The 19,684-nt window shown below is 62.0% G+C and carries 17 protein-coding genes; 5 read left to right on the top strand and 12 right to left on the bottom strand.

Going from position 1 to position 19,684, the window contains the following annotated elements:
* Positions 1-6: 6 nt before the first annotated feature.
* A complete protein-coding gene (locus tag EYW45_RS24295) occupies positions 7-177 on the bottom strand; it encodes a hypothetical protein (RefSeq protein WP_202444579.1) in 171 nt (56 codons plus the stop codon).
* Positions 178-746: 569 nt separating this feature from the next.
* On the opposite strand from EYW45_RS24295, the gene EYW45_RS04795 reads away from it, so the two are divergent.
* The 3 genes from EYW45_RS04795 to mqo all read left to right on the top strand — a co-directional run bounded on the left by EYW45_RS04795 (position 747) and on the right by mqo (position 4,838).
* Positions 747-1,169: a tripartite tricarboxylate transporter TctB family protein gene (locus EYW45_RS04795; RefSeq protein ID WP_161134216.1), complete on the top strand. Its 423-nt coding sequence runs from the start codon at positions 747-749 to the stop codon at positions 1,167-1,169.
* Positions 1,170-1,179: 10 nt separating this feature from the next.
* Positions 1,180-2,685, top strand: coding sequence for a tripartite tricarboxylate transporter permease (locus EYW45_RS04790; RefSeq protein ID WP_161134215.1), 1,506 nt, complete (start codon positions 1,180-1,182; stop codon positions 2,683-2,685).
* A 449-nt stretch (positions 2,686-3,134) separates the two neighbouring features.
* On the top strand, positions 3,135-4,838 hold the full coding sequence (gene mqo, locus EYW45_RS04785) for a malate dehydrogenase (quinone) (protein WP_161134214.1): 1,704 nt from the start codon (positions 3,135-3,137) through the stop codon (positions 4,836-4,838).
* A gap of 106 nt (positions 4,839-4,944) precedes the next feature.
* On the opposite strand, the gene EYW45_RS04780 is transcribed toward mqo, so the two are convergent.
* Both EYW45_RS04780 and EYW45_RS04775 read right to left on the bottom strand, forming a co-directional pair.
* Positions 4,945-6,261, bottom strand: coding sequence for a PQQ-dependent sugar dehydrogenase (locus EYW45_RS04780; protein ID WP_161134213.1), 1,317 nt, complete (start codon positions 6,259-6,261; stop codon positions 4,945-4,947).
* The gene (locus EYW45_RS04775; protein ID WP_161134212.1) at positions 6,254-6,697 is read right to left on the bottom strand and encodes a DUF2231 domain-containing protein; all 444 of its coding nucleotides are present in this window, start codon (positions 6,695-6,697) and stop codon (positions 6,254-6,256) included. Before EYW45_RS04775 ends, EYW45_RS04780 begins: the two co-directional genes overlap by 8 nt.
* Positions 6,698-6,862: 165 nt before the next feature.
* Between EYW45_RS04775 and EYW45_RS04770 the strand changes: the two genes are divergently transcribed.
* Positions 6,863-7,354 (top strand): luciferase domain-containing protein, encoded by a 492-nt coding sequence (locus EYW45_RS04770; protein ID WP_161134211.1) that lies wholly within the window; start codon positions 6,863-6,865, stop codon positions 7,352-7,354.
* A gap of 63 nt (positions 7,355-7,417) precedes the next feature.
* Here the strand turns inward: EYW45_RS04770 and EYW45_RS04765 are convergent, their stop codons facing one another.
* The 6 genes from EYW45_RS04765 to EYW45_RS04740 all read right to left on the bottom strand — a co-directional run bounded on the left by EYW45_RS04765 (position 7,418) and on the right by EYW45_RS04740 (position 15,704).
* On the bottom strand, positions 7,418-9,457 hold the full coding sequence (locus tag EYW45_RS04765; RefSeq protein ID WP_161134210.1) for a DUF4139 domain-containing protein: 2,040 nt from the start codon (positions 9,455-9,457) through the stop codon (positions 7,418-7,420).
* A gap of 196 nt (positions 9,458-9,653) precedes the next feature.
* Positions 9,654-10,784 carry a TIGR03364 family FAD-dependent oxidoreductase gene (locus EYW45_RS04760; protein WP_161134209.1) on the bottom strand — a complete coding sequence of 377 codons (1,131 nt, stop codon included), beginning with the start codon at positions 10,782-10,784 and terminating at the stop codon, positions 9,654-9,656.
* A gap of 135 nt (positions 10,785-10,919) precedes the next feature.
* Positions 10,920-11,939, bottom strand: coding sequence for a putative 2-aminoethylphosphonate ABC transporter substrate-binding protein (locus EYW45_RS04755; protein WP_161134208.1), 1,020 nt, complete (start codon positions 11,937-11,939; stop codon positions 10,920-10,922).
* A 33-nt stretch (positions 11,940-11,972) separates the two neighbouring features.
* The gene (phnX, locus tag EYW45_RS04750) at positions 11,973-12,794 is read right to left on the bottom strand and encodes a phosphonoacetaldehyde hydrolase (RefSeq protein WP_161134207.1); all 822 of its coding nucleotides are present in this window, start codon (positions 12,792-12,794) and stop codon (positions 11,973-11,975) included.
* Between the two features lie 59 nt (positions 12,795-12,853).
* Positions 12,854-14,623, bottom strand: coding sequence for a putative 2-aminoethylphosphonate ABC transporter permease subunit (locus tag EYW45_RS04745; protein WP_161134206.1), 1,770 nt, complete (start codon positions 14,621-14,623; stop codon positions 12,854-12,856).
* 7 nt (positions 14,624-14,630) lie between these two features.
* Positions 14,631-15,704, bottom strand: coding sequence for a putative 2-aminoethylphosphonate ABC transporter ATP-binding protein (locus EYW45_RS04740; protein WP_161134205.1), 1,074 nt, complete (start codon positions 15,702-15,704; stop codon positions 14,631-14,633).
* Positions 15,705-15,851: 147 nt separating this feature from the next.
* Between EYW45_RS04740 and EYW45_RS04735 the strand changes: the two genes are divergently transcribed.
* Positions 15,852-16,715, top strand: a complete 864-nt coding sequence (locus EYW45_RS04735) for a LysR substrate-binding domain-containing protein (RefSeq protein ID WP_161134204.1) — start codon at positions 15,852-15,854, stop codon at positions 16,713-16,715.
* 23 nt (positions 16,716-16,738) lie between these two features.
* Here the strand turns inward: EYW45_RS04735 and EYW45_RS04730 are convergent, their stop codons facing one another.
* The 3 genes from EYW45_RS04730 to EYW45_RS04720 all read right to left on the bottom strand — a co-directional run bounded on the left by EYW45_RS04730 (position 16,739) and on the right by EYW45_RS04720 (position 19,602).
* Positions 16,739-17,656 (bottom strand): DNA/RNA non-specific endonuclease, encoded by a 918-nt coding sequence (locus EYW45_RS04730; RefSeq protein ID WP_161134203.1) that lies wholly within the window; start codon positions 17,654-17,656, stop codon positions 16,739-16,741.
* Positions 17,657-17,856: 200 nt separating this feature from the next.
* Positions 17,857-18,096: a hypothetical protein gene (locus EYW45_RS04725; protein WP_161134202.1), complete on the bottom strand. Its 240-nt coding sequence runs from the start codon at positions 18,094-18,096 to the stop codon at positions 17,857-17,859.
* Positions 18,097-18,108: 12 nt separating this feature from the next.
* A complete protein-coding gene (locus EYW45_RS04720; RefSeq protein ID WP_161134201.1) occupies positions 18,109-19,602 on the bottom strand; it encodes a S8 family peptidase in 1,494 nt (497 codons plus the stop codon).
* Positions 19,603-19,684: the final 82 nt, after the last annotated feature.

The raw sequence follows: 19,684 nt of genomic DNA, 5'->3' as shown, positions 1-19,684 counted from the left end.
CCAGCTTTACTTCTCAGACGTATCGTCTTTGGTGTCGTCCTGGTCATCATCCGTCTTCAGACGCGGCTTCTTGCCGGGCTGAACGGCATGCTCGGCATCCGGCGCAATCTCCTCGCCCTGATGCTTCTTCTCTTGAATGACTTTCTTGTCGTGCGCAACGTTGCGGGGGTCAGTCATGGCAATCCTCTATCGGTCGTCAAATCGGCGCCGCAATCACGGCGGGTTGCCCACCCCTACGCAATGCCTGTGCCGAGCGTGATGGGCCGATCCTAGGGAAAATAGCGGGTTGCATTAATACATCACGTCATGATATTTTTCATCCCAGCCATATGTGAGCCCCGCCGGAAGATCAACTGACTTCCGTCACGAGGATGCCCCACGATGGGTTGCAGCAACCGTTACGTGCAAGCGCGCATCGCGCCAGCGCGGACAGGGGTGGCGGCGGCCTGCAAATGCAGGCGGCAAGCCACTCTCAGCACGATAGAGGTCGATTCGCCCAGGCGCGTCTGCCTGTGCCGTGCTTTCGATCGCCCGGGATTGACCCCCGAAATTTCCTTCACTTTTTTCATCCAGGAACGCGGATTCAGCACATCCATAAGCTTTCATTTTGCTTTCTTCGTGCTGTCGAAATCGACAGTCATGATCAGAATCGACAAGGGCGTGCATGACCTATCCAGTCGCGACGCGCCCCGTTACAAGGAGACAACCGTTTGGTTAAAAACAGACAAGACTTCTGGTCTGGGGCGATGTTCATCGCCATAGGCGGCGCCTTCGCGCTCAAGGCCACCAGCTACAGCATGGGAACCGCAGCCCGCATGGGCCCGGGCTACTTCCCCTTCTGGCTGGGCATCGTCCTGGCGCTGATGGGGGCAGTCGTATTGATGACGTCGCTTGCCAAGCGCGCGCCCGAGACCGAGATCACCCGCTTTGACTTCCGCATCCTGCTGCTGGTGGTCGGTTCGGTCACGCTTTACGGCTTCGTTCTGCGGCCACTGGGGCTGTATCTCTCCGTGTTTCTGCTGGTCGTTGTCAGCAGTTTTGCCAGCCACGAGTTCAATTGGAAGGTCGCCGTCGCCAACGGCCTGTTCCTGGTGTTGTTCTCCTATGTGGCGTTCATCCGCGGATTGGGATTGATCTTCCCCCTCTGGCCCGCTGCACTGAGCAATTAAGGAAACCACCATGGAATTGATGGATAACCTCATGCTGGGGTTCTCGGTGGCGTTTACGCCCGAAAACCTCACCTATGCCTTTCTCGGCTGCCTGCTGGGCACGCTGGTCGGCGTGCTGCCGGGCCTGGGCCCCGTGCCCACCATTGCGATGCTGCTGCCGATCACCTACGTGCTGCCGCCGATTGCCGGGCTCATCATGCTGGCCGGCATTTATTACGGCACACAATACGGCGGATCGACCACTGCGATTCTGGTCAATCTTCCAGGTGAGACATCGGCCGTGGTGACCGTGCTCGACGGCCACCAGATGGCACGCAATGGGCGCGCGGGTGCGGCGCTTTCGATTGCGGCCATCGGTTCGTTTTTCGCCGGCAGTGTCGCCACCGTGTTGATCGCCGCCTTCGCGCCGCCGTTGGCTGAAGTGGCGTTTGCCTTCGGGCCGGCCGAATACTTCTCGCTGATGGCGCTGGGCTTGATTGGCGCTGTGGTGCTGGCCTCGGGTTCACTCTCCAAGGCGATCTGCATGATCCTGCTCGGCTTGCTGCTCGGCATGGTCGGCACTGACGTGAACTCGGGCGTTGCCCGCTACGACTTCAGCATTCCTGAACTGCAAGACGGCATCGACTTCGCCATCGTCGCAATGGGTGTGTTCGGGCTGGCCGAGATCATGGCCAACCTGGAGCTCAAAGAGCAGCGAGTCGAGATCGCCGACAAGGTGGGATCGCTTTATCCCAGTAAGCAGGAATTCAAGGAGTCGTGGCCGGCCGTCGTGCGTGGCACGGCGCTGGGTTCGGCACTCGGCATCTTGCCCGGTGGCGGATCGGTGCTCTCGGCGTTTGCGTCTTACACGCTGGAGAAGAAGCTCTCTGCGAATCCGGAACGCTTCGGCAAAGGCCACCCCGCCGGCTTGGCGGGCCCGGAGTCGGCCAACAACGCCGGCGCGCAAACCTCGTTCATTCCCTTGCTCACGCTGGGTATCCCGGGTAATGCCGTGATGGCGCTGATGGTGGGTGCGATGACGATTCACAACATCCAGCCCGGCCCGCAAGTGATGACCAGCCATCCGGAATTGTTCTGGGGCCTGATCGCATCCATGTGGATCGGCAACCTGATGCTGGTGATTCTCAACCTGCCGCTGATCGGCATTTGGGTGAAGCTGTTGCGCGTGCCCTACCGCATGCTCTTCCCCGCGATCCTGGTGTTCTGCACGATCGGCGTGTATTCGCTGAACTACAACGTGTTCGACATCTTCATGTTTGCGGTGTTCGGCGTGGTCGGTTATGTGTGGAGCAAGCTCAAATGCGAAGGCGCGCCATTGCTGCTCGGTTTGGTGTTGGGCCCCATGATGGAAGAGAACTTCCGGCGGGCGCTCCTGCTGTCGCGCGGCGAGTTCTCCACTTTCGTCACGCGACCGCTGTCGGCGTCGCTGCTTGCGGCCGCCGCCGTTCTGCTGGTGCTGGTGACGCTGCCATCGCTGCGCAAGAAACGCGATGAGGCGTTCGTCGAAGAAGACTGACCCCTCACGCGAAAAGTTGGCTCTTGGCCTGGTCTCGCTCACGCGAGTTCCAGGTTTTTTTTGCCCTTGAATATCGCTTTGTATGGCGAACATCGATCTCGCGACAGTCATTCCACCATTTCCACGGTTGTTGCAGTCAACCCATTCAGGTCCGCCCGCCCCGATCCCGGCTAGCATGGCCGCCACACCCAGGGTATACCCCTACAGATAAAGCGTGTTTTCGAGGGATTAATTTCACTCTTGCTAAAATGTTGCGGCGCAACCTAAAGGTTGCCTGATCGAACGCATTTTTTCTGGGCGCTGCTGTTGCACGATTCGACGTCTTGTCTGCTGTGCGACCTACGTGCGCCGCCTATGGATAGTCGTTTCTGCGAGCCGTCGTCGGCTGCGGATGCCATGCGCCCGCGTGCAAAGCCACGCCCACTCTCTTTCTAGACCTCCCGGAAGTTATGAAAAAAATCCTCAAAACACTAGCGGGGCTCATCGTGGTCCTCGCGGTGGTCGCCGTGGTTTTCCTCTACTGGCCTCTGTACAAGGGTTCGCCCCCGAAAGCAGATAACGAACAGCCCGTGGATGTGGTTCTGATCGGCGGCGGCGTGATGAGCGTCACGTTGGCGACGTATCTGCAAGAGCTCGAACCGGGCTGGAAGATGAAGCTGTTCGAACGCATGGACGGCGTCGCCATGGAAAGCTCGGACGGCTGGAACAACGCCGGCACGGGTCACTCGGCATTTGCCGAGCTGAACTACACGCCCGAGCTCGAAGATGGTTCGATCGAAACCAAACGCGCCGTCGGCATTGCCGAGCAGTTCGAGGTGTCGCGCCAGTTCTGGTCGCATCAAGTGAAGCGCGGCCATCTGCAAGAGCCGTCGGCTTTCATCAATCCCACGCCGCACATGAGCTTCGTCTGGGGCGATGAGAACATCGAATATCTGCGCAAGCGTCACGCGGCGCTGATCAAGAACCCGCTCTTCTACGGTATGGAATTCACCCAGGATCAAGAACAGATCCGCAAGTGGGCGCCGTTGATGATCGAAGGCCGCGACCCGAAGCAAAAGCTCGCCGCGACCTATATGCCCTTGGGCACCGACGTGAACTTCGGCGTGATCACGCGCGAACTCACGAAGTCGTTGCAGACCAACCCGAACTTCGAACTGCAACTCGGCCACGAAGTGCGTGGCCTGCATCAGAACGACGACAAGACCTGGAACGTGACCGTACACGACCTGAAGTCGGGTAACGACACGACGATCAAATCGAAGTTCGTGTTCATCGGCGCCGGTGGTGCCTCGCTCAAGCTCCTGCAACTGTCCGGCATTCCGGAATCCAAGGACTACGCCGGCTTCCCGGTGGGCGGTCAATTCCTGGCCTTTGAATCGCTGGAAATCAGCGCCCGTCATAACGTCAAGGCATACGGCAAAGCCGAAGCCGGCTCACCGCCGATGTCGGTACCGCACCTGGATGCCCGCAAGCTCGACGGCAAGCCGGTCACGCTCTTCGGACCCTTCGCCCTCTTCAGCACCAAGTTCCTGAAGGAAGGCTCGTGGTTCGATCTGTTCTCGTCGGTCAACCACAACAACGTGGCAGGCATGCTCGCCGTGGGCTCGGAAAACCTGGATCTGGTGCGCTATCTGGCGCAGCAAGCCGCGCTGACCGACGAAGATCGTCACGCCGAATTGATCAAGTATTTCCCTGAAGCCAAGCGCAGCGACTGGAAACTGGTCACGGCCGGCCAGCGCGTGCAGGTCATCAAGCGCGATCCGCAAAAAGGCGCCATCCTGCAATTCGGCACGGAAATCGTGACCGACAAGGAAGGCACGATCGCGGCTCTGCTGGGCGCATCGCCCGGCGCGTCGACCTCGCCCCCCATCATGCTTAACGTGTTGGCGAAAGCGTTTCCGAAGGAAATGGCCGCCGGCTGGGAAACGCGTCTGAAGGAAATCGTGCCCTCCTACGGTCGCAAGATCAACGAGAGCCCCGCCCTCACGAACGAGATTCGCCGTATGACGAGCGACGCGTTGAAGCTGCCCTACCTGACGGTGCCGGACGCCGCCTCGGCAAACTTGACGCCCCAGCCTTCGGCAGATCCCAAGATCACGCCGAAGCCCTCGGATAAAAGCGATCGCACGAATGTGGAACTGCAAGCGCTCTGATACTGACGCGTAAGCCCCGGGGATAAGTTCACTGCCCCAATGAAATCGGCCCCTTCGATATGAAGCGGCCGATTTTTTTATGCCTCGGTGCGGGTGCCGATCGGCGTCAACTGCCGTCGCCAGTAACGCTCCAGACCGCGTTGCCCACGTCGTCCGCAATGAGCAACGCACCTTCGGCGCTTTGCGTCATCCCTACGGGTGCACCATAGAGATCCTTCTGGTCGGCAGAATAGAAACCACTCACCACCGTTTGAGCAGGCCCTGTGGGCACGCCATTGGCAAACGGCACGTACACCACTTCGTAGCCACTTAACGGCGTGCGATCCCAACTGCCATGCTCGGCGACGAATGCGCCACCCTTGTACTTCGCCTGCAAACCGGAGCCGGTGTAGAACCACAGGCCCAGGGGTGCCACGTGCGAGGCCAGCGCATAGTCTGGCTTGAGCGCTGTCTTCACCAGATCGGGGCGCTGCGGCATCACCCGCTCATCCACGTTCTGCCCGTAGTAGCTGTAGGGCCAGCCGTAGAATCCGCCCTCACGCACCGCGGTCATATAGTCCGGCACCAGGTCCGCGCCGATTTCATCGCGCTCATTGACGATCGCCCAGAGCTTGCCGCTCTGCGGCTCCCACTGCAGCCCGGTCGGATTGCGCAAACCGGACGCGTAGACGCGACTGCCGCGCGTGGCGACGTCGACCTCCAGGACAGCCGCGCGCCGGTATTCCACCTCCAGGCCATTCTCGGTGATGTTGCTGTTCGAACCCACGCCCACATAAAGTTTGCGTCCATCCGGGCTCGCCAGCAGCGCCTTGGTCCAATGGTGATTGATCGTGCTCGGCAGATCGGTGAATTCCGTGCCGGGATCGGACATCTTCGTTTCACCCGGCGTATAGCGGTACTGCATGATGCTGTCGGTATTCGCCACATACAGCGTGTTGCCGATCAACTGCACGCCAAACGGCGAATGCAGGTTTTCGATGAACACGTGCTTTTCCCACGCGCCACCGCCCGGGCTCTTGCGCAGCAAGGTAATCCGGTTCCCGCCTTTGCCGCCCTTGCCGGATTGGTTCTTCACCACCGTGGCGATCAATTGCTTGGGTGTGGTAACGGCTTCGGTACCCGGCCCGTTGGACTCCACGACAAGCACGTCGCCATTGGGCAGCGTGTAAAGCATCCGGGGATGCAACAGATCGGCCGCGATTTTCTCGATCTTCAGCCCGGTCGCCACTTTGGGCGCCGCCCCGGCCGCCCACCCTTTGCCATCCGGCACCTGCATGGGCGGCACCAGAAAATTCTGCGCCTTCGGCAAGGTGGGATTAGCGCCCATCTGCTTCACGGGATCGACCTGCGCTTTCTCACTGCAACCGCCTACCAGCACGACCAACGCCACCGATAGCGCGCCCAACGACTTGGATTTATTCATGGCCACGCTCCTGATCATCGAACCGGTGCAAGGACAGAACGACATGTGCCCCACACAACAACAACACGGTTATCGCAGAAAGCCAAACGCCTTGCGGGATGACCGCGTAGGCGTCGCGACTGTGCACGAACGCATTCACGATGGCTGCGACGATAGCCAGCAGGTTCAGCCAGAAGTGCAGCTTCTCGGCCCCTGCGGCCACGCGCGACCGCACGAACCACACCGAGACGAGATTGATCAATCGCGGAACGATCGCAAGGATCAGTCCGAACACGATCAACCATGCGGCGGCCTTCATCCACAGGATCCCGGCCGTGCGCATGTACAGCACGTCGAAAATGAACGCGGCGGCGAAGAAGCCGAACGGCAATGGGTCGAGCAGGGCATACACGACCGTGGCGAGCCGCGACCGGTGGCCTTCGGCATGGGTTTTCATAGACGTCCTTTGGGCGGATGACGAAATAAGGGGGAGCGATGGATCGAGACAGGTTACAAACTTACTGTACGAGGGTGCTGCTGAACGGCGGTTGAACTCCGTATGCTTGGCTGGGGCGGGAAAGCGCCTGCCTTCACCTCGTCGCCTCATCAGGAGTCAGACCCCATGCCGGAATCGACCATCCCCTCGCCCGATGCACTTCCGCAGCGCGCCGGTCCCGCCCCCAAGGTATATCCGGGGCCGCCCCAGCATCAGCTCGAGCAACATCCCGAGCACGCGCAGTGGCAAGCCCTGCGCACGTTGATCGAGCAATGGGAATCGGCGGATAAGGCGCCTACCTTGCGCGGCACGCCCGGCACGCTGGGCCTTTTTCTACCGAAAGCGCGCGCAGGCGTGGGCGAGTACGGTTTCCTGATCGGACGCGAATTCGCACATCATCATCCCGATGATGGCGGCCTGCACATGACGCTGCCCAGCGCCTGGTGCAAGGCGGTGATCGCCTGCGGCTGGGGCGAGCCGCATGTGTGGGCCGGGCGCCCTACGGTGTCGGCCAATACGGTGCTGGTGTATGCACCACGCAATGCAAAGGAGATCGATGTGGTTCGACGCCTGATCGAGATCTCCGAGGGCTTTGCAGACGGCACCATTGTCGACTAGCGCGGCGGTATCGGGCGCGTCGCCGACCGGCGCGACGTTCATCCCGATGGACGCTCACTTGCGCTAAAGCGCTGCGATCGCGCGCAAGAACGCTTCCTTCTGCTTCTCGTATTCAACACCCACCTGATCGCGCTGCGTGGCCAGATCGGCCATCGCATTTTCGGATTTCGCGAGGAGATCCATATAGCGGCGGCCAAGCTCGCTATCGGGCGGCACGGCACTCAGGTTGTCGCGCAGGCGCGATTGCTCGCCATTCTGCTTCTCGATCCTGGTGTCGATATCGGCCAGCTTGCGCTCGGTAGCCGCCCACGTGCGGCGCTGCTGGGCAAGTGCTTTGAGCTTGGCGCTCAACGCCGGTGCCGCAGGCGCATTGGCCAGCATGATCAGCACTTGTTCGTCGGTATCGGTCAACGCAAAAGTATCCGTGCCCGGCAGTTCGTCCGTTACACTCACTTCAGCGGTCGCCCCGGCCGCCACATCGATCCGCAGGCGGCGATGCGTGGCCGTTTCGCTATCCAGACGATCTGAGCGCGTGGTCCAGCCCGCTTGCTTGGGATGTTCGATGACGATCACCCGCGGCGCATCGCTTGCGCCTTTGATGCGATATGTGGTCACCGTGCGCGACAAGCTCCGGATTTGCGCCACGCCCTCGCTCACCTTCACATCCACCATCTGCTCTTCGGGTTTCACCTCCGAAGTAATCTCGACCTTGCGATCCGCTGCAAAGCTGGCTAGGCGCGATTCGCCCGCCGGCAATGCAGGCATCTTGGCGTCGCCCACAAAGCCCGACGCACCGTCATACACCGTCAGGATGCCCGGTGGCAGCGTGCTGGGCGACGTGTTCTTGAGCATCACAGCCGACACCGGATTGAACGATCGCATCTCGGGTTGGAACACCGCCAGGCGCTCAGCCGGCAGCGCCACATCCACGAAAGGCACGGATAATGTTTGACCGCGCGCCAGCGTCACGGGCTGCGGCAAATGAAAGCTCACGTTCGTCATGTTCTCTTGCGCGCTCGCCGCCTGCGTGGGCGCGGCGGGCGTGGCCATCGGTGCAGGCATGGGCACCGCCGCCGGACGCGGCCGGGCCATGTCGGCCGACATCATCGCCGACGATTCAGCGCGCGCACCGGCTCCCCTGCCGCCTTGTACCTCGGCTTGCTTGCGTGCCACCGAGACGCCGGCCGAGTTATCGGCGCGTGGCATTTCGCCGACCCCGACTGTCACGGGCAACTCGGGCCGCTGGCGCCAGTACCGGTCATGCAGCTTTTGCGTCAACGTGACCGGTGCGCCGGACACCAACGTCAAATCCACATCCTTCCAATCCTGACCCGTTGCGTTTTCGAGGACGGCCCAGCCTTGCAGGCGTGCGTCGCCGGCATTGCCGATCACCAAACGGAATGCGGGCTTCCATACCGGCGCGGCGGTGATGTAGCTCAAACCGACGGCACGTTGACCTGCCCCCTTCACGTTGACCGCAAGCTCACGCAGTTGGTCGTTGCCGGCACGCCCCAACGATTGAACGGCATCGGCGAAGCGATCGCGCATCGCGGCGTCAAGAATATCGACGGTGGCATCGGCGCCCAGGCGCAGCACATCGATGCGCTTATCTTGCGTCAACACCGACAACCGATGCTCAGCAATCGTCTCGCCCTCCGGCGTTTTGACGCGGTTGCTGTCGGTGCCCAGGACCGCCCCTTCGATGCTGCGCCCACCCGACGTCGCACGCACCTGAATGCCTTTCAACCGTTGCAGCAACGCGGGCAATGACCCGATGGTTTTGGCATCGAACGGCAGCGTCGAAAACGTTTCTTCAACTGGCGACAGGCCGTCCAGTGTGAGCGAATCGAGCGTGCCGCCCGCGTCGCTCACCAGCAGGCTCTTGAGCACATCGTTGACGTGCGTTAACGGCACCTCGATACGCACCGTGCCATTGCCGTCGACGTTGGCCACGCGATGCACTTCGGCCACCCCGCCCGACGACAGCGTGATGCGATCGATACGCGCGGCGTCGGCGGGTGCCCCGGCCGATTGCGCGGCATGGGCCGCAGTGGTCGAGATCAGCGCAAAACCAAGCACGGTGGAGAAAGCGTTCGAGCGCATGAGGCATCCGCGAAGTTTGGGGGTCGTTGGACTGTAGCGGGCAAGGCCACCGGCTGCAAGCGCTGGCACATTGCCTCACGTCTTGCTTCCCCTATTCCTTCACCTATTCCTTACGTATTCAGCTCGCAGGGCCCGGCCGCCGTCTGGTACGGCGTCCGGTAATTCACGTATTCATTCAGGTATTTCGTTCGAGCATTTACGCCGAAAACACCGCCGCCACCGCGCGCTCGCCGATCGCCAACCCCACCGTCATCCCCACGCCGGAATGCATGACTGCCACCGTGGTTGCGGCATCCACCGGCAACACGGAGAACGGCGCAGGACCATGCGCGCCGTACACGCCCTGCCAGCGCTCCACCACGCGCAGGCGACTGCCCAGCGCTTGTGTGGCCAGGCCCAGCAACGCCTGATCGATGGCCTCGTCGTTGAACGGCGGCGCGTCCTGACCGTAGTGATGCGAGTCGCCGATGATCAGGTCGCCATGCGGCGTGGGGCTGATCAAGAGATGGATGCCATGGTCCAACAGCATCGGCGTGGTGGCCTGGATGCGATCGCGAAGCACCTGGGCCGTGGGCAGATCCGAAAACGCGCCATAGTGCACACACGACAGACCGGTCAACACCGGCCGGTCGAGTGCGAAGCCCGCACCCTCGAAAGCCACGCGCAGCATTTGCAGTCGGCTTACCTCCAGGTTCATGGCGGCAAAAAGCGCGGGCATCAGCGTCAGATAGTCGTGTCCTGGGCACACGAACACATGGCGCGCCTTGAAGTCGCCCGCCGTGGTGTGCACGTCACCGTTTTCGGCGGCTCGCGCCAGCGTACCCGTGATGAACGTCACTCCCAACGTTACCGTCAGATATTGGCGAATGGCGGGGAGCGCCTCGCGCGAGTAGATCTGCAAGTCGTCAAACCCCTGCAGGGCCGCGTGGTGATGTGCAACCTGTCCATCGAAGAGCTGGCTCAACTCACGGCTCGACAGCAGCGCTGCGCGATACCCTTCGCGGCCAAGCCGGTCGCCCGCAAACTCTTCCAGCACATCGGCTTCCACGGCCGAACGCGCCAGCACCAGGCTGCCGTTGGCGCGTACATGAAAGCCGGCTTCACGCGCCAGCGCCAACCACAGTTCCCGCGATTGCGTGGCGTGCGACAGCATCATGCCCGGCGCTTGCCCGGTCACCAGCACCTGACCGAAATTGCGGATGGTGGCACCATGCGCCTGCTGGCTGCGTTCGATCACCGCGACCGAAAGGCCTCGCTTTGCGGCCGCCCAGGCGTGCGCGACACCGAGCATGCCAGCACCCACGACGATGACATCGTATTGCTTCATTTGTGTTGATTCTCTTGAGGAAAATGCGTGCTCATCGATGCCGGTCGGGACCTGCAGAAGATCGACTTCGTCTGCGGCACGACCAGCATGTCGACGCTGATACCGTCACCAACATCGATACCGATACCGACCGAATTATTTCTTCGGCTCGGACTTGCCGTCGTAACGCTGCGTCCACTGGGCGATGATGCGTTCGCGATTCGTGGCGGCCCACACGAAATCGTTTTTGATCAACCGTGCGCTCAGGTCTGCGGGCAGGTTGGGATTGACGGTGGCAATCGAGGGAATCGCGAGCACGGCAAAGTTGGCTTTGTAGAGTTCGTTGGCTTGCCGGCTGGCCGAGAAATCCGCCAGCTTGCGCGCGGCGGCCTCGTGCTTGGTGCCCTTCATGATCGCCGTCGCTTCGATTTCCCAGCCCAGTCCTTCGGAGGGAAACACGCCTTCGATCGGCGCGCCATCCGCCTTGAGCTTGGCCGCGCGATAGTCGAACGACACGCCGATGGGATACTCGCCTGCAGCGGCCATATTGCACGGCTTGGAGCCCGAGTGCGTATAGGCGCCGATGTTCTTGTGCAACGCATCCATGAACGCCCAGCCCTTCTCTTCGCCGAACAGCTGCAGCCAGGCGCTCACATCAAGAAAGCCGGTGCCGGAAGACGCCGGGTTGGGCATGACGATCTTGCCGGCGTACACCGGCTTGGTAAGGTCCTGCCAGGATGTGGGCATCGGCAGGTTCTGCTTCTTGGCCTCGATCGTATTCACACACAAGGCGGCCGCGTAGCCGTTCATGCCCACCCAGGTCGGTTCCGGCTTGGCGTCGCGCATATTCGCGGCGATCTGATCCAGCCCTTGGGGCGCATATGGCTGCAGCATGCCTTCTTTGTCCATCAGGCCCAACGCCGTACCGGCCAGACCCCATACGGCGTCGGCCTTGGGGTTGTTTTTCTCGGCCAGCAATTTGGCGGTGATGATGCCGGTCGAATCGCGCACCCATTGGATGCGGATATCGGGATTGGCCTTTTCGAATGCCGCTTGGTAAGCCTTGATTTGATCGGCTTCCAGTGCGGTGTACACGGTAAGCGTGGTGTCGGCGTGTGCGGTGCCCATCAGGCCACCGAGCGTCAAGGCGATCAGGAGGGTGTAGTAGCGATTCATGTGCAAACTCCGGGGTCGATTGAGTGTGAAGGTTCAGGGGCGTTGGCCGGCGGCCAGGCGTTGTTCGATATCGGCGATCACGTCGGGCAGATCGGCGATTGTGTCGATCGAGTAGTGCGGATGAGTAGGAGCGAATTCGGCATGAGCGCGTTGTCGCAGTGTCTCCTTCTCGTGCTCGTCCGAGGCGTCGAAGGCAGCCAACGTCAGGCCAGCGGCATTGCCCGATAGCAGCAAGGCCACGGTCCACATGCCTGCACGCCGGCCTTCTTCGATGCCGGGCGCCGTGTCGTCCACCTTCACGCAGCCTGCAACGTCATTCAGGCCCAGCATGACCACGTTCTTCAGTGCCATGGCTGGTGAAGGGCGCGCGCGCGGCACCTCGTCGCTGGCGACGATGCAGTCCGGTGCAATGCCCTCAGTCGCGGCTCGCTCGGCCACGCGCGCCATGATGCTGGCCGGATAGCCCGAGCATGAGCCGATCTGCAGTCCTTGGTCGCGCAATCGTTGCAGCACTGCAACCGCACCGGGAATCGGTGCCGAGTATTGCGCCACCTTGTCGCGCTGCATCGGCAGAAAGCGTTCATAGATCGCGGTCACATCGTCATCGGTCGGCAGATGACCGAATCGTTGCTCGTATTGCTGCGCAATCTCGGGCGCATCGCACAAGGTGCGGATGTGGTCCCACTTGCCCAGCCCCATGGGGCCGCGCGCCTGTTCGAGCGACATCGTCACGCCGAACTGGGCAAACGCTTCGACAAACACCTGGGTAGGCGCAAACGAACCGAAGTCGACCAGTGTGCCGGCCCAGTCGAAAATCACGGCTTCGAGTTGTGCGGGCAAAGGGGAGGTAGTCATCAAAGTTGTCCTGAGAAGATCGGAAGGAATGAAGCATGGCGGGGGCGTGGCGTGCGTCATCACGCGGCCGGCAACCGCCAACGCTGCGAGCGTGCCACCAGCGTGCGACTGGCCAGATGCAGCACGATCGACGCGGTGGCGGAACTGGCCATGATCACGGTACACATCGCTGCGGCCGGGCCGATGAAGCCAGCGTCGTCCATGTTCAGCACGGCGACCGCCGTCAGCACGGTGGATGGGCTATAGAGAAAGACCAGGGCCGACACAGTCGTCATGGCGGACACGAACAGATAGCGCGCCACATCCAACACGGCCGGCAGGCACATCGGCAGCGTCACCCGAAAAAAGGTGGTGATCGGCGGCGACTTCAGCGAACGCGAGGCCGCTTCGAATTCGGGATCGAGACCGTTCAATGCCGTGGCGGCGGTCAGATGCGCACTGGTATAGAAGTGAACGATCGTGCAAACCACGAGCAGCGCCAGGCTGCCATATAGCGCAGGCACCGGGTTCGCAGGGCTGTTGAACACGAAGATGTAGCCCAGGCCAAGCACCAGGCCCGGCACTGCCATCGGCGCCAATGCCAGCATGCTCACCAGCCCACGAAGCCCGCGCGCCGTCGGCGTCACAGCAGGCATCTTCTCGATCATCCACGCGCCGACAAACACCACCGCGGTGCCGATCGCAGCCGTCCAGAACGCCAACTGCAGACTATTGCGCCAGGCCAGCCAACCGCCGCCATCCATGTTGCCGAAGTCGTATGACCGCAGCGACATCGACAGGTTGTACGGCCACATTTTGACGAACGACGCCCAGACGGCAACGCCGATCACCAGGAGAACGCCCGCTGCCATCGTCAGCATCAGGATGAGGAAAACGCCATCACGCAGACCATGACGCCCCGCCACATAGGGCTGCGCCCGACCGCTGATCTGCGCCCCCTGTCGCGCGCGCAGCTTGCGATCGAGAAAGAACGTCAGCAATGCCGGCAGCAACAGCAAGATCCCGATCGCCGCCCCTTTAGCGAAATCCTGCTGCCCTATCACGGCCTTGTAGGCCTCCATGGCGAGTACGTTGTAATCGCCGCCCACGACCTTCGGCACGCCAAAGTCCGTTACGGTGAGCGTGAACACCACACAGCACGCCGAAAACACGGCGTAGCGCGTGCCCGGCAACGTGACGGTCATGAACGTGCGCCACGACGAGGCCCCCATCGCGCGCGCCGCGTCGTAAAGCCGGCCGTCGGCCAAGGCCAGGCCGGTCAAGAGAATCATCACCGCATGCGGGAACGTGTAAAACGCCTCGCCCACCACGATGCCCCAGAACCCGTAGATGGTTTGGCCGCCCACCAAGTCTTTCAACAACCCCTGATTGCCCAGGAGATAGATCAACGCGATGCCGGGCAGCAGCGATGGCGCGAGCAAGGGAAGCAACGCCACCACGCGCAACGCGCGACGGCCCGGCAGACACGTGCGCGTCAGGCCATAGGCGAAAACATAGGCGCACGGAATGACGAGCAGCGTCGTCACCAGCCCGACAGTCAGGCTGCGGCCCACCATGGCCGGAAAGCCTTCAGCCGCAACGATGCCGGCCAGCCGCCCCACCCCTGCCCAGTCGCCGTCGCTATCGAGCAATGCACGCACCAGGATGGCGCCCAACGGCAGCGCGAGGAAGAGTGCCAGCCACAGCACCAACGCGCCTTGCCCAAGCATGAGACCCAGGCCGCCCACCCAGCCGGGCATCGGGCGACGGCCCAGGGACGTGGGTGCCACGAGGGACGCGTGCAAGGCGTGAGCGGCTGGCGTGGGCGTGGCGATCGCGGCAGCGGTCATCAGGGGCTCAGGCGTAACCACGCAGCGCCTCACTGGGAAGTTCGATGCGGCAATGGCGCGCGGCCTGCGGCGACAGCAGCGCATCCCCGGTCTCGGGCGGCACGATGGCGTTGAGCGTCACCCCCGACAACCCTTCCATCCGCAAAGCCACGCGATAGCTGCGGCCCAGAAACACGCCATCCAGCACTTCAGCCAGCAGCGTGTTGGACATCGCATCGCGTCCTGGCACCACGCGCACCGCTTCCGGGCGCACGAACAGCCGGCGCGTGCCGTTCATCAACGGCGAGTGCACGCGCAACTCGTGTGCGCCAATACGTGCACGGTGTTCGTCTATGCGCTCGCAAGGCAACCAGTTGGCCTCGCCCACGAAGTCGGCAATGAACGGTGAAGCCGGTTGACGATAGAGTTCATTCGGCGTGCCGAACTGTTCGATGACGCCGCCGTTCATGACCGCGATCCGGTCAGCCATCACCATCGCTTCTTCTTGATCGTGCGTCACCATCAGCGTCGTAATCGAGAGCCGCTTCTGCAACGCCCGCAGCTCGGTGCGCAGATGCTCCCGCACCCGCGCGTCCAACGCCGACATCGGTTCGTCCAGGAGCAAGAGCGAAGGCGACGGCGCCAGGGCGCGCGCCAGCGCTACCCGCTGCTGCTGTCCGCCTGAAAGCTGCCCCGGATACTTGCTCGCAAAGCCGACCATATCGACCAGGCTCAGCATTTCTTCCACGCGCCGCGCAATCCGGTCCCGCAAGCCCCGCTTGCCGCTCAGGCCATAAGCCACGTTTTGCGCCACGGTCAGATTGGGAAACAGCGCGTACGACTGGAACAGGATGCCGTAGTCGCGCGCTTGCGGTGGGGCGAGCGAAATATCGCGCCCGCCCAGGACGATCGTTCCCCGATCCTGACGTTCCAGTCCGGCGATAATGCGCAACAGCGTCGTCTTGCCGCAGCCCGACGGACCCAGCAAACACACCAGTTCACCCGGCAGAATGTCCAGCGACACATCGCCCAGCGCGGCATGCGCGCCGAAGTGCTTGACGATGTGACTGACCGATAAGAAGGCGGTTTCGCGCTGGGGCATGATGCCTCCGGCTGGTGGAAAACGTGCTCAGTATGGAAACCTGTCATGGAACCGTCATGACACTTTCCCCAAGTTCCGTGATGCCACGATCAGATTTTTCGCGGTACGGTAGCGATCGTCGCGCGCTCAACCACAGGCCCTCATGTCATGCTCGTTGCCGAACTGAAATCGTTTTATGCCGTTGCGCGTTGCGGCAGCGTCACCAAGGCCGCCACGTTGCTGGGCGTCAGCCAACCCACGGTAACGGGCCACCTGCGCCAGCTCGAGGCGCGCTATGGCGTCGAGTTGTTTCATCGCCAAGGCCGTGCGATGAACCTGTCGGACATGGGGCGCAGCCTGATGCCGATGGTGGAAAAACTCGTCCAGCAGGAAAACGAGATCGATTTCCGGCTGCGTGACGCCAGCGAGCTGCGCGAAGGCATCCTGCGCGTGGGCGCCACGGGCCCCTTCTACATCATGGATACCGTGCGGCGTTATCACGAACGTTATCGCGGCGTGGAACTCTCACTCACCATCGGCAATTCGCAGAGCATGCTGCGGGCCCTGCAGGATTACCAGATCGACATCGCCACGTCTTCATTTCTCATGAGCGACAGTCATCTCTACCGACGCATGATCGCCGCCGATCCCTTGCGTGCCGTGGTCCATCGATCCCACCCATTGGCCGAGCGGGATACCGTCACGCTGGAGGCGCTCGCCGCGCACACGCTTTTGCTGCGCGAGTCCGGATCCATGACGCGGCAATTGACCGAACAAGCCTTTCAAGACGCGGGCATCCCAGTGCGCCACACCATTGAGATCGGCAGCCGTGAATCCATACGGGAGGCCATCCTGTGCGAGATGGGCGTCAGCCTGATCCCGTCACGCGAGATCCCGGCCCACGATGGCTTGGTCACGTTGCGGGTCGCCGATGTGGAGATCGAGATGCACGAATTTCTCTATTGCCTGCAGGAGCGTCAGCCTGTGCAGGTGATCGCACGGTTTCTGGAGATGACGCCGATCGTGCAGTGAGGCAGGTAGGCACATCACCCGCCTTACACCAGCATGATGTCCCGTACGTCTTTCAACGCCACGGCAAACTCGATATCCGCGCCCGCCAGCACATCGCGTTGCGCGAGGTCGCCGAACGTGAGCCCCGTCAGGGCTTGGATCGCACCGATCGGCCGCTGTTGATCCTGAAACTCGCCAAACACGAACGTGGGCTCCAGGTCCGCAACGGCGCGCGCTTGCGAGCACAGGTAAGCGATGGCGGCGAGCGCCCCCGATTCGTCGTGCACAAAGGCCACGATTTTCCAGAACTGGCGCGGAATCTTTATCCCATGCACGACGGGATCGTCGGCGCGAAAAACCGGCCCGGTAAACACGCTGATACGCATCCGGTCGCGTTGGGTATTGGCCAACACGTAATCCTCGACCTCGTTCCACAATCCGCCATTGAAGCCTTGCACTTGCGGTGCGGCATTGGTGGCATGGAACGTATCGGCATCGGCTTGGCGCGCCGTCTTCTTGCCACCCCAATTCGGATCCTGCCTGCGCGTCATATGACCGCGGCTGAAGAAGCCCGCCTTCTGATCGCCATAAACCTCTTTCAGAATCTGATATTTCTGATCGATGCGCGGGTCGTACTTCCAGATATTGGTGCGTGGCACGTCGATCGCCTGCGCCCCATCGATATTGCAGGCACTGTAGATCGGCAACCGGCGCGACTTGGAAACCGCGACGGAGAAATGGGTGTAATCCAGCACATGCGTTTTGCGTCCCCGCCATGTGTGAGTCGCCACATCGCGCGCCACAGTAGCGGCCAGACGCGGCAACGGGACCGCCATAGCGGGATCGATGAACAAAGGATCGAAACCCTGACGATCGTCGTAGGTATCGATCGGGTCGGGCGTGAGACGAACGCGTTTGGGTTCAAGGGCGGCATCGGCCGCAAAACGGAAGCGAGGTTTCATATGCGCAGGATCGCCGATGAATATGACAAGCGCCCGACACCTCTCGGACGCGCTCACTACCCTGGACACGCTTGCCGCGCGCCAATGCCGCAACCCTGACCGCTGACCGTATCAGGTCCATATCAAGTGGATGCTAGATCAAAGCGACGCGGATTCAAATGCAATTCACGGCCCACGCACGGGCCAACACGAGGTCGATGTCAGGCTGGCGCTTTCAGACGACGGCGCGGCGGGCGAACGCTTACCACGCGCTCGGGTGAGAACGTCCATTGCGACATGCCTTTGACCACGGATGCGATTTCGGCCTTGGGGCCATCCACCAGAAGGGTGCCCGGCAAGGTATCGATCACCTTTACGCGATCGAAACAAGACAACAAGCTGCTCACCTCCTGTTGAGAAGGATCGTTTGCACCTTGATAGCAAATGACGTAGCGGCTCATGATGTTTTCATCCTACATCAAAATTCCAGCACCCTCAAAGTTTACGCCGAACCCTAATTTTTGCGCTTCGTTGAGCGCCAGTCTGAGGATCTCGTCCGAGCGCTTCTGGTTGCGCGCCATCCCCAGCAGACGGGGATGTTTTGCCAATAACCGCGCCACAGCGCCGCTCATTACCGGGCACGCCATGGATGTGCCATCCATCACGGCATAGCCGTCGAGATAGGTCGACACAATGCCCACGCCGGGGCCAGTCAAACTCACTTCACTCCCGACATTGCTGAATGCCGCCACGAAATTCTTGCGATCCACGCCAAACGGTTTGGCGACTTCGAGCGTTTGCAACGCGCCACGAGGAAACGTGCCGCGCCGCCCCATCGCTGTAACGGCCATCACCTGGCTGTAGCGCGCGGGGTAGCTCACCGGCGCACGATAATCGTTGCCTGTGGCGGCCACACACACCACACCGAGCGCACGCGCCCGCTGGATTTCGCGCAGCACATCCGGCACATCGCCCGCACCACCCAGCGACAGATTGATCACGTCGCAGCCATCGTCCACCGCTTGCCGAATGCCCTTCGCGATGTTGAACGATGTGGCCGTTTCCTGGCTGCGCCCAAAGACGCGATACACGTTGAGCGCAGCGGCTGGCGCCACGCCGCGCACGCCCTTACCCGGCGCTGCGCGCCCCGCGATAATGCCGGCCACGTGCGTACCGTGCCCGACCTGATCGGCCACGTCGCCCGCCTTCTCGCCCTGCACCACGTTCACGCCCCGTGCAATCTTCAAATCGGGGTGCTTGGCCACGCCCGTATCGATCACGGCGACCCGCACCCCTTCACCGTCACCCTCCGCGCCTTCAAAGCCAAAATGCCGCCGTGCGTCGCCGGTGGCGAAGTCGATCGGGCGGCACGTGATGCGCAATGTCTCGGCGCCCACCGCAGCCTTCGCCACGTAGGCCTGCCAATATCCGCTGGCGGGGTAAGCCTCCACCGACTCGAGGGCGGTCACGTCCTGCGGAAACATCAACCGGGCACGGCCGCGCGCGTTGGTGCGGCTGCTCGCCCCCACCCGCTCGGCCCGATTCACGTAGCCCACCACATCCACGTTGGCGAGCGGGGCGCCGCTGTCGGCGTCGACCACATCCACCGTCAAGGCCACGCGGGCGCGCGCTTGCAGGCCGATGAACGGGATGACGATGGGACGCCGCAGCCACAAGGGCGCCAACTCACCCACCGGCAGAATGCGCAAACCGGGTTGCTCCAGCAGCAGGGCCAAGCGTTCGTCATCGGTCATGTTGACGAGCACCGTATCGCCGGGGGCTACGCGATCCACGATCTGCATACCGGCCAACAATGCACCCTCGGATGGGCGCGTCCGGCTGCCTTGCCGATACGTGCCCATCTGGCGCACGAATGCCGGGCTGGCACCCGGATTGTCCACGTTCCACATATTGGTGCTGGGCAAAAGCACATACGCCGATCGGCGTTTGGAAACTGCGGTCGTCATACGGGCGCCTCCTGTGGAAATGGCGGATCGACGCAACGCCGGGCAAATCGCCGGCACATCGAGGGTCGAGTCCCATTACACA

The sequence above is a fragment of the Schauerella aestuarii genome, assembly GCF_009866805.1.
Classification (GTDB): domain Bacteria; phylum Pseudomonadota; class Gammaproteobacteria; order Burkholderiales; family Burkholderiaceae_B; genus Schauerella; species Schauerella aestuarii.
This window is presented reverse-complemented; position numbering and strand designations above follow the sequence as displayed.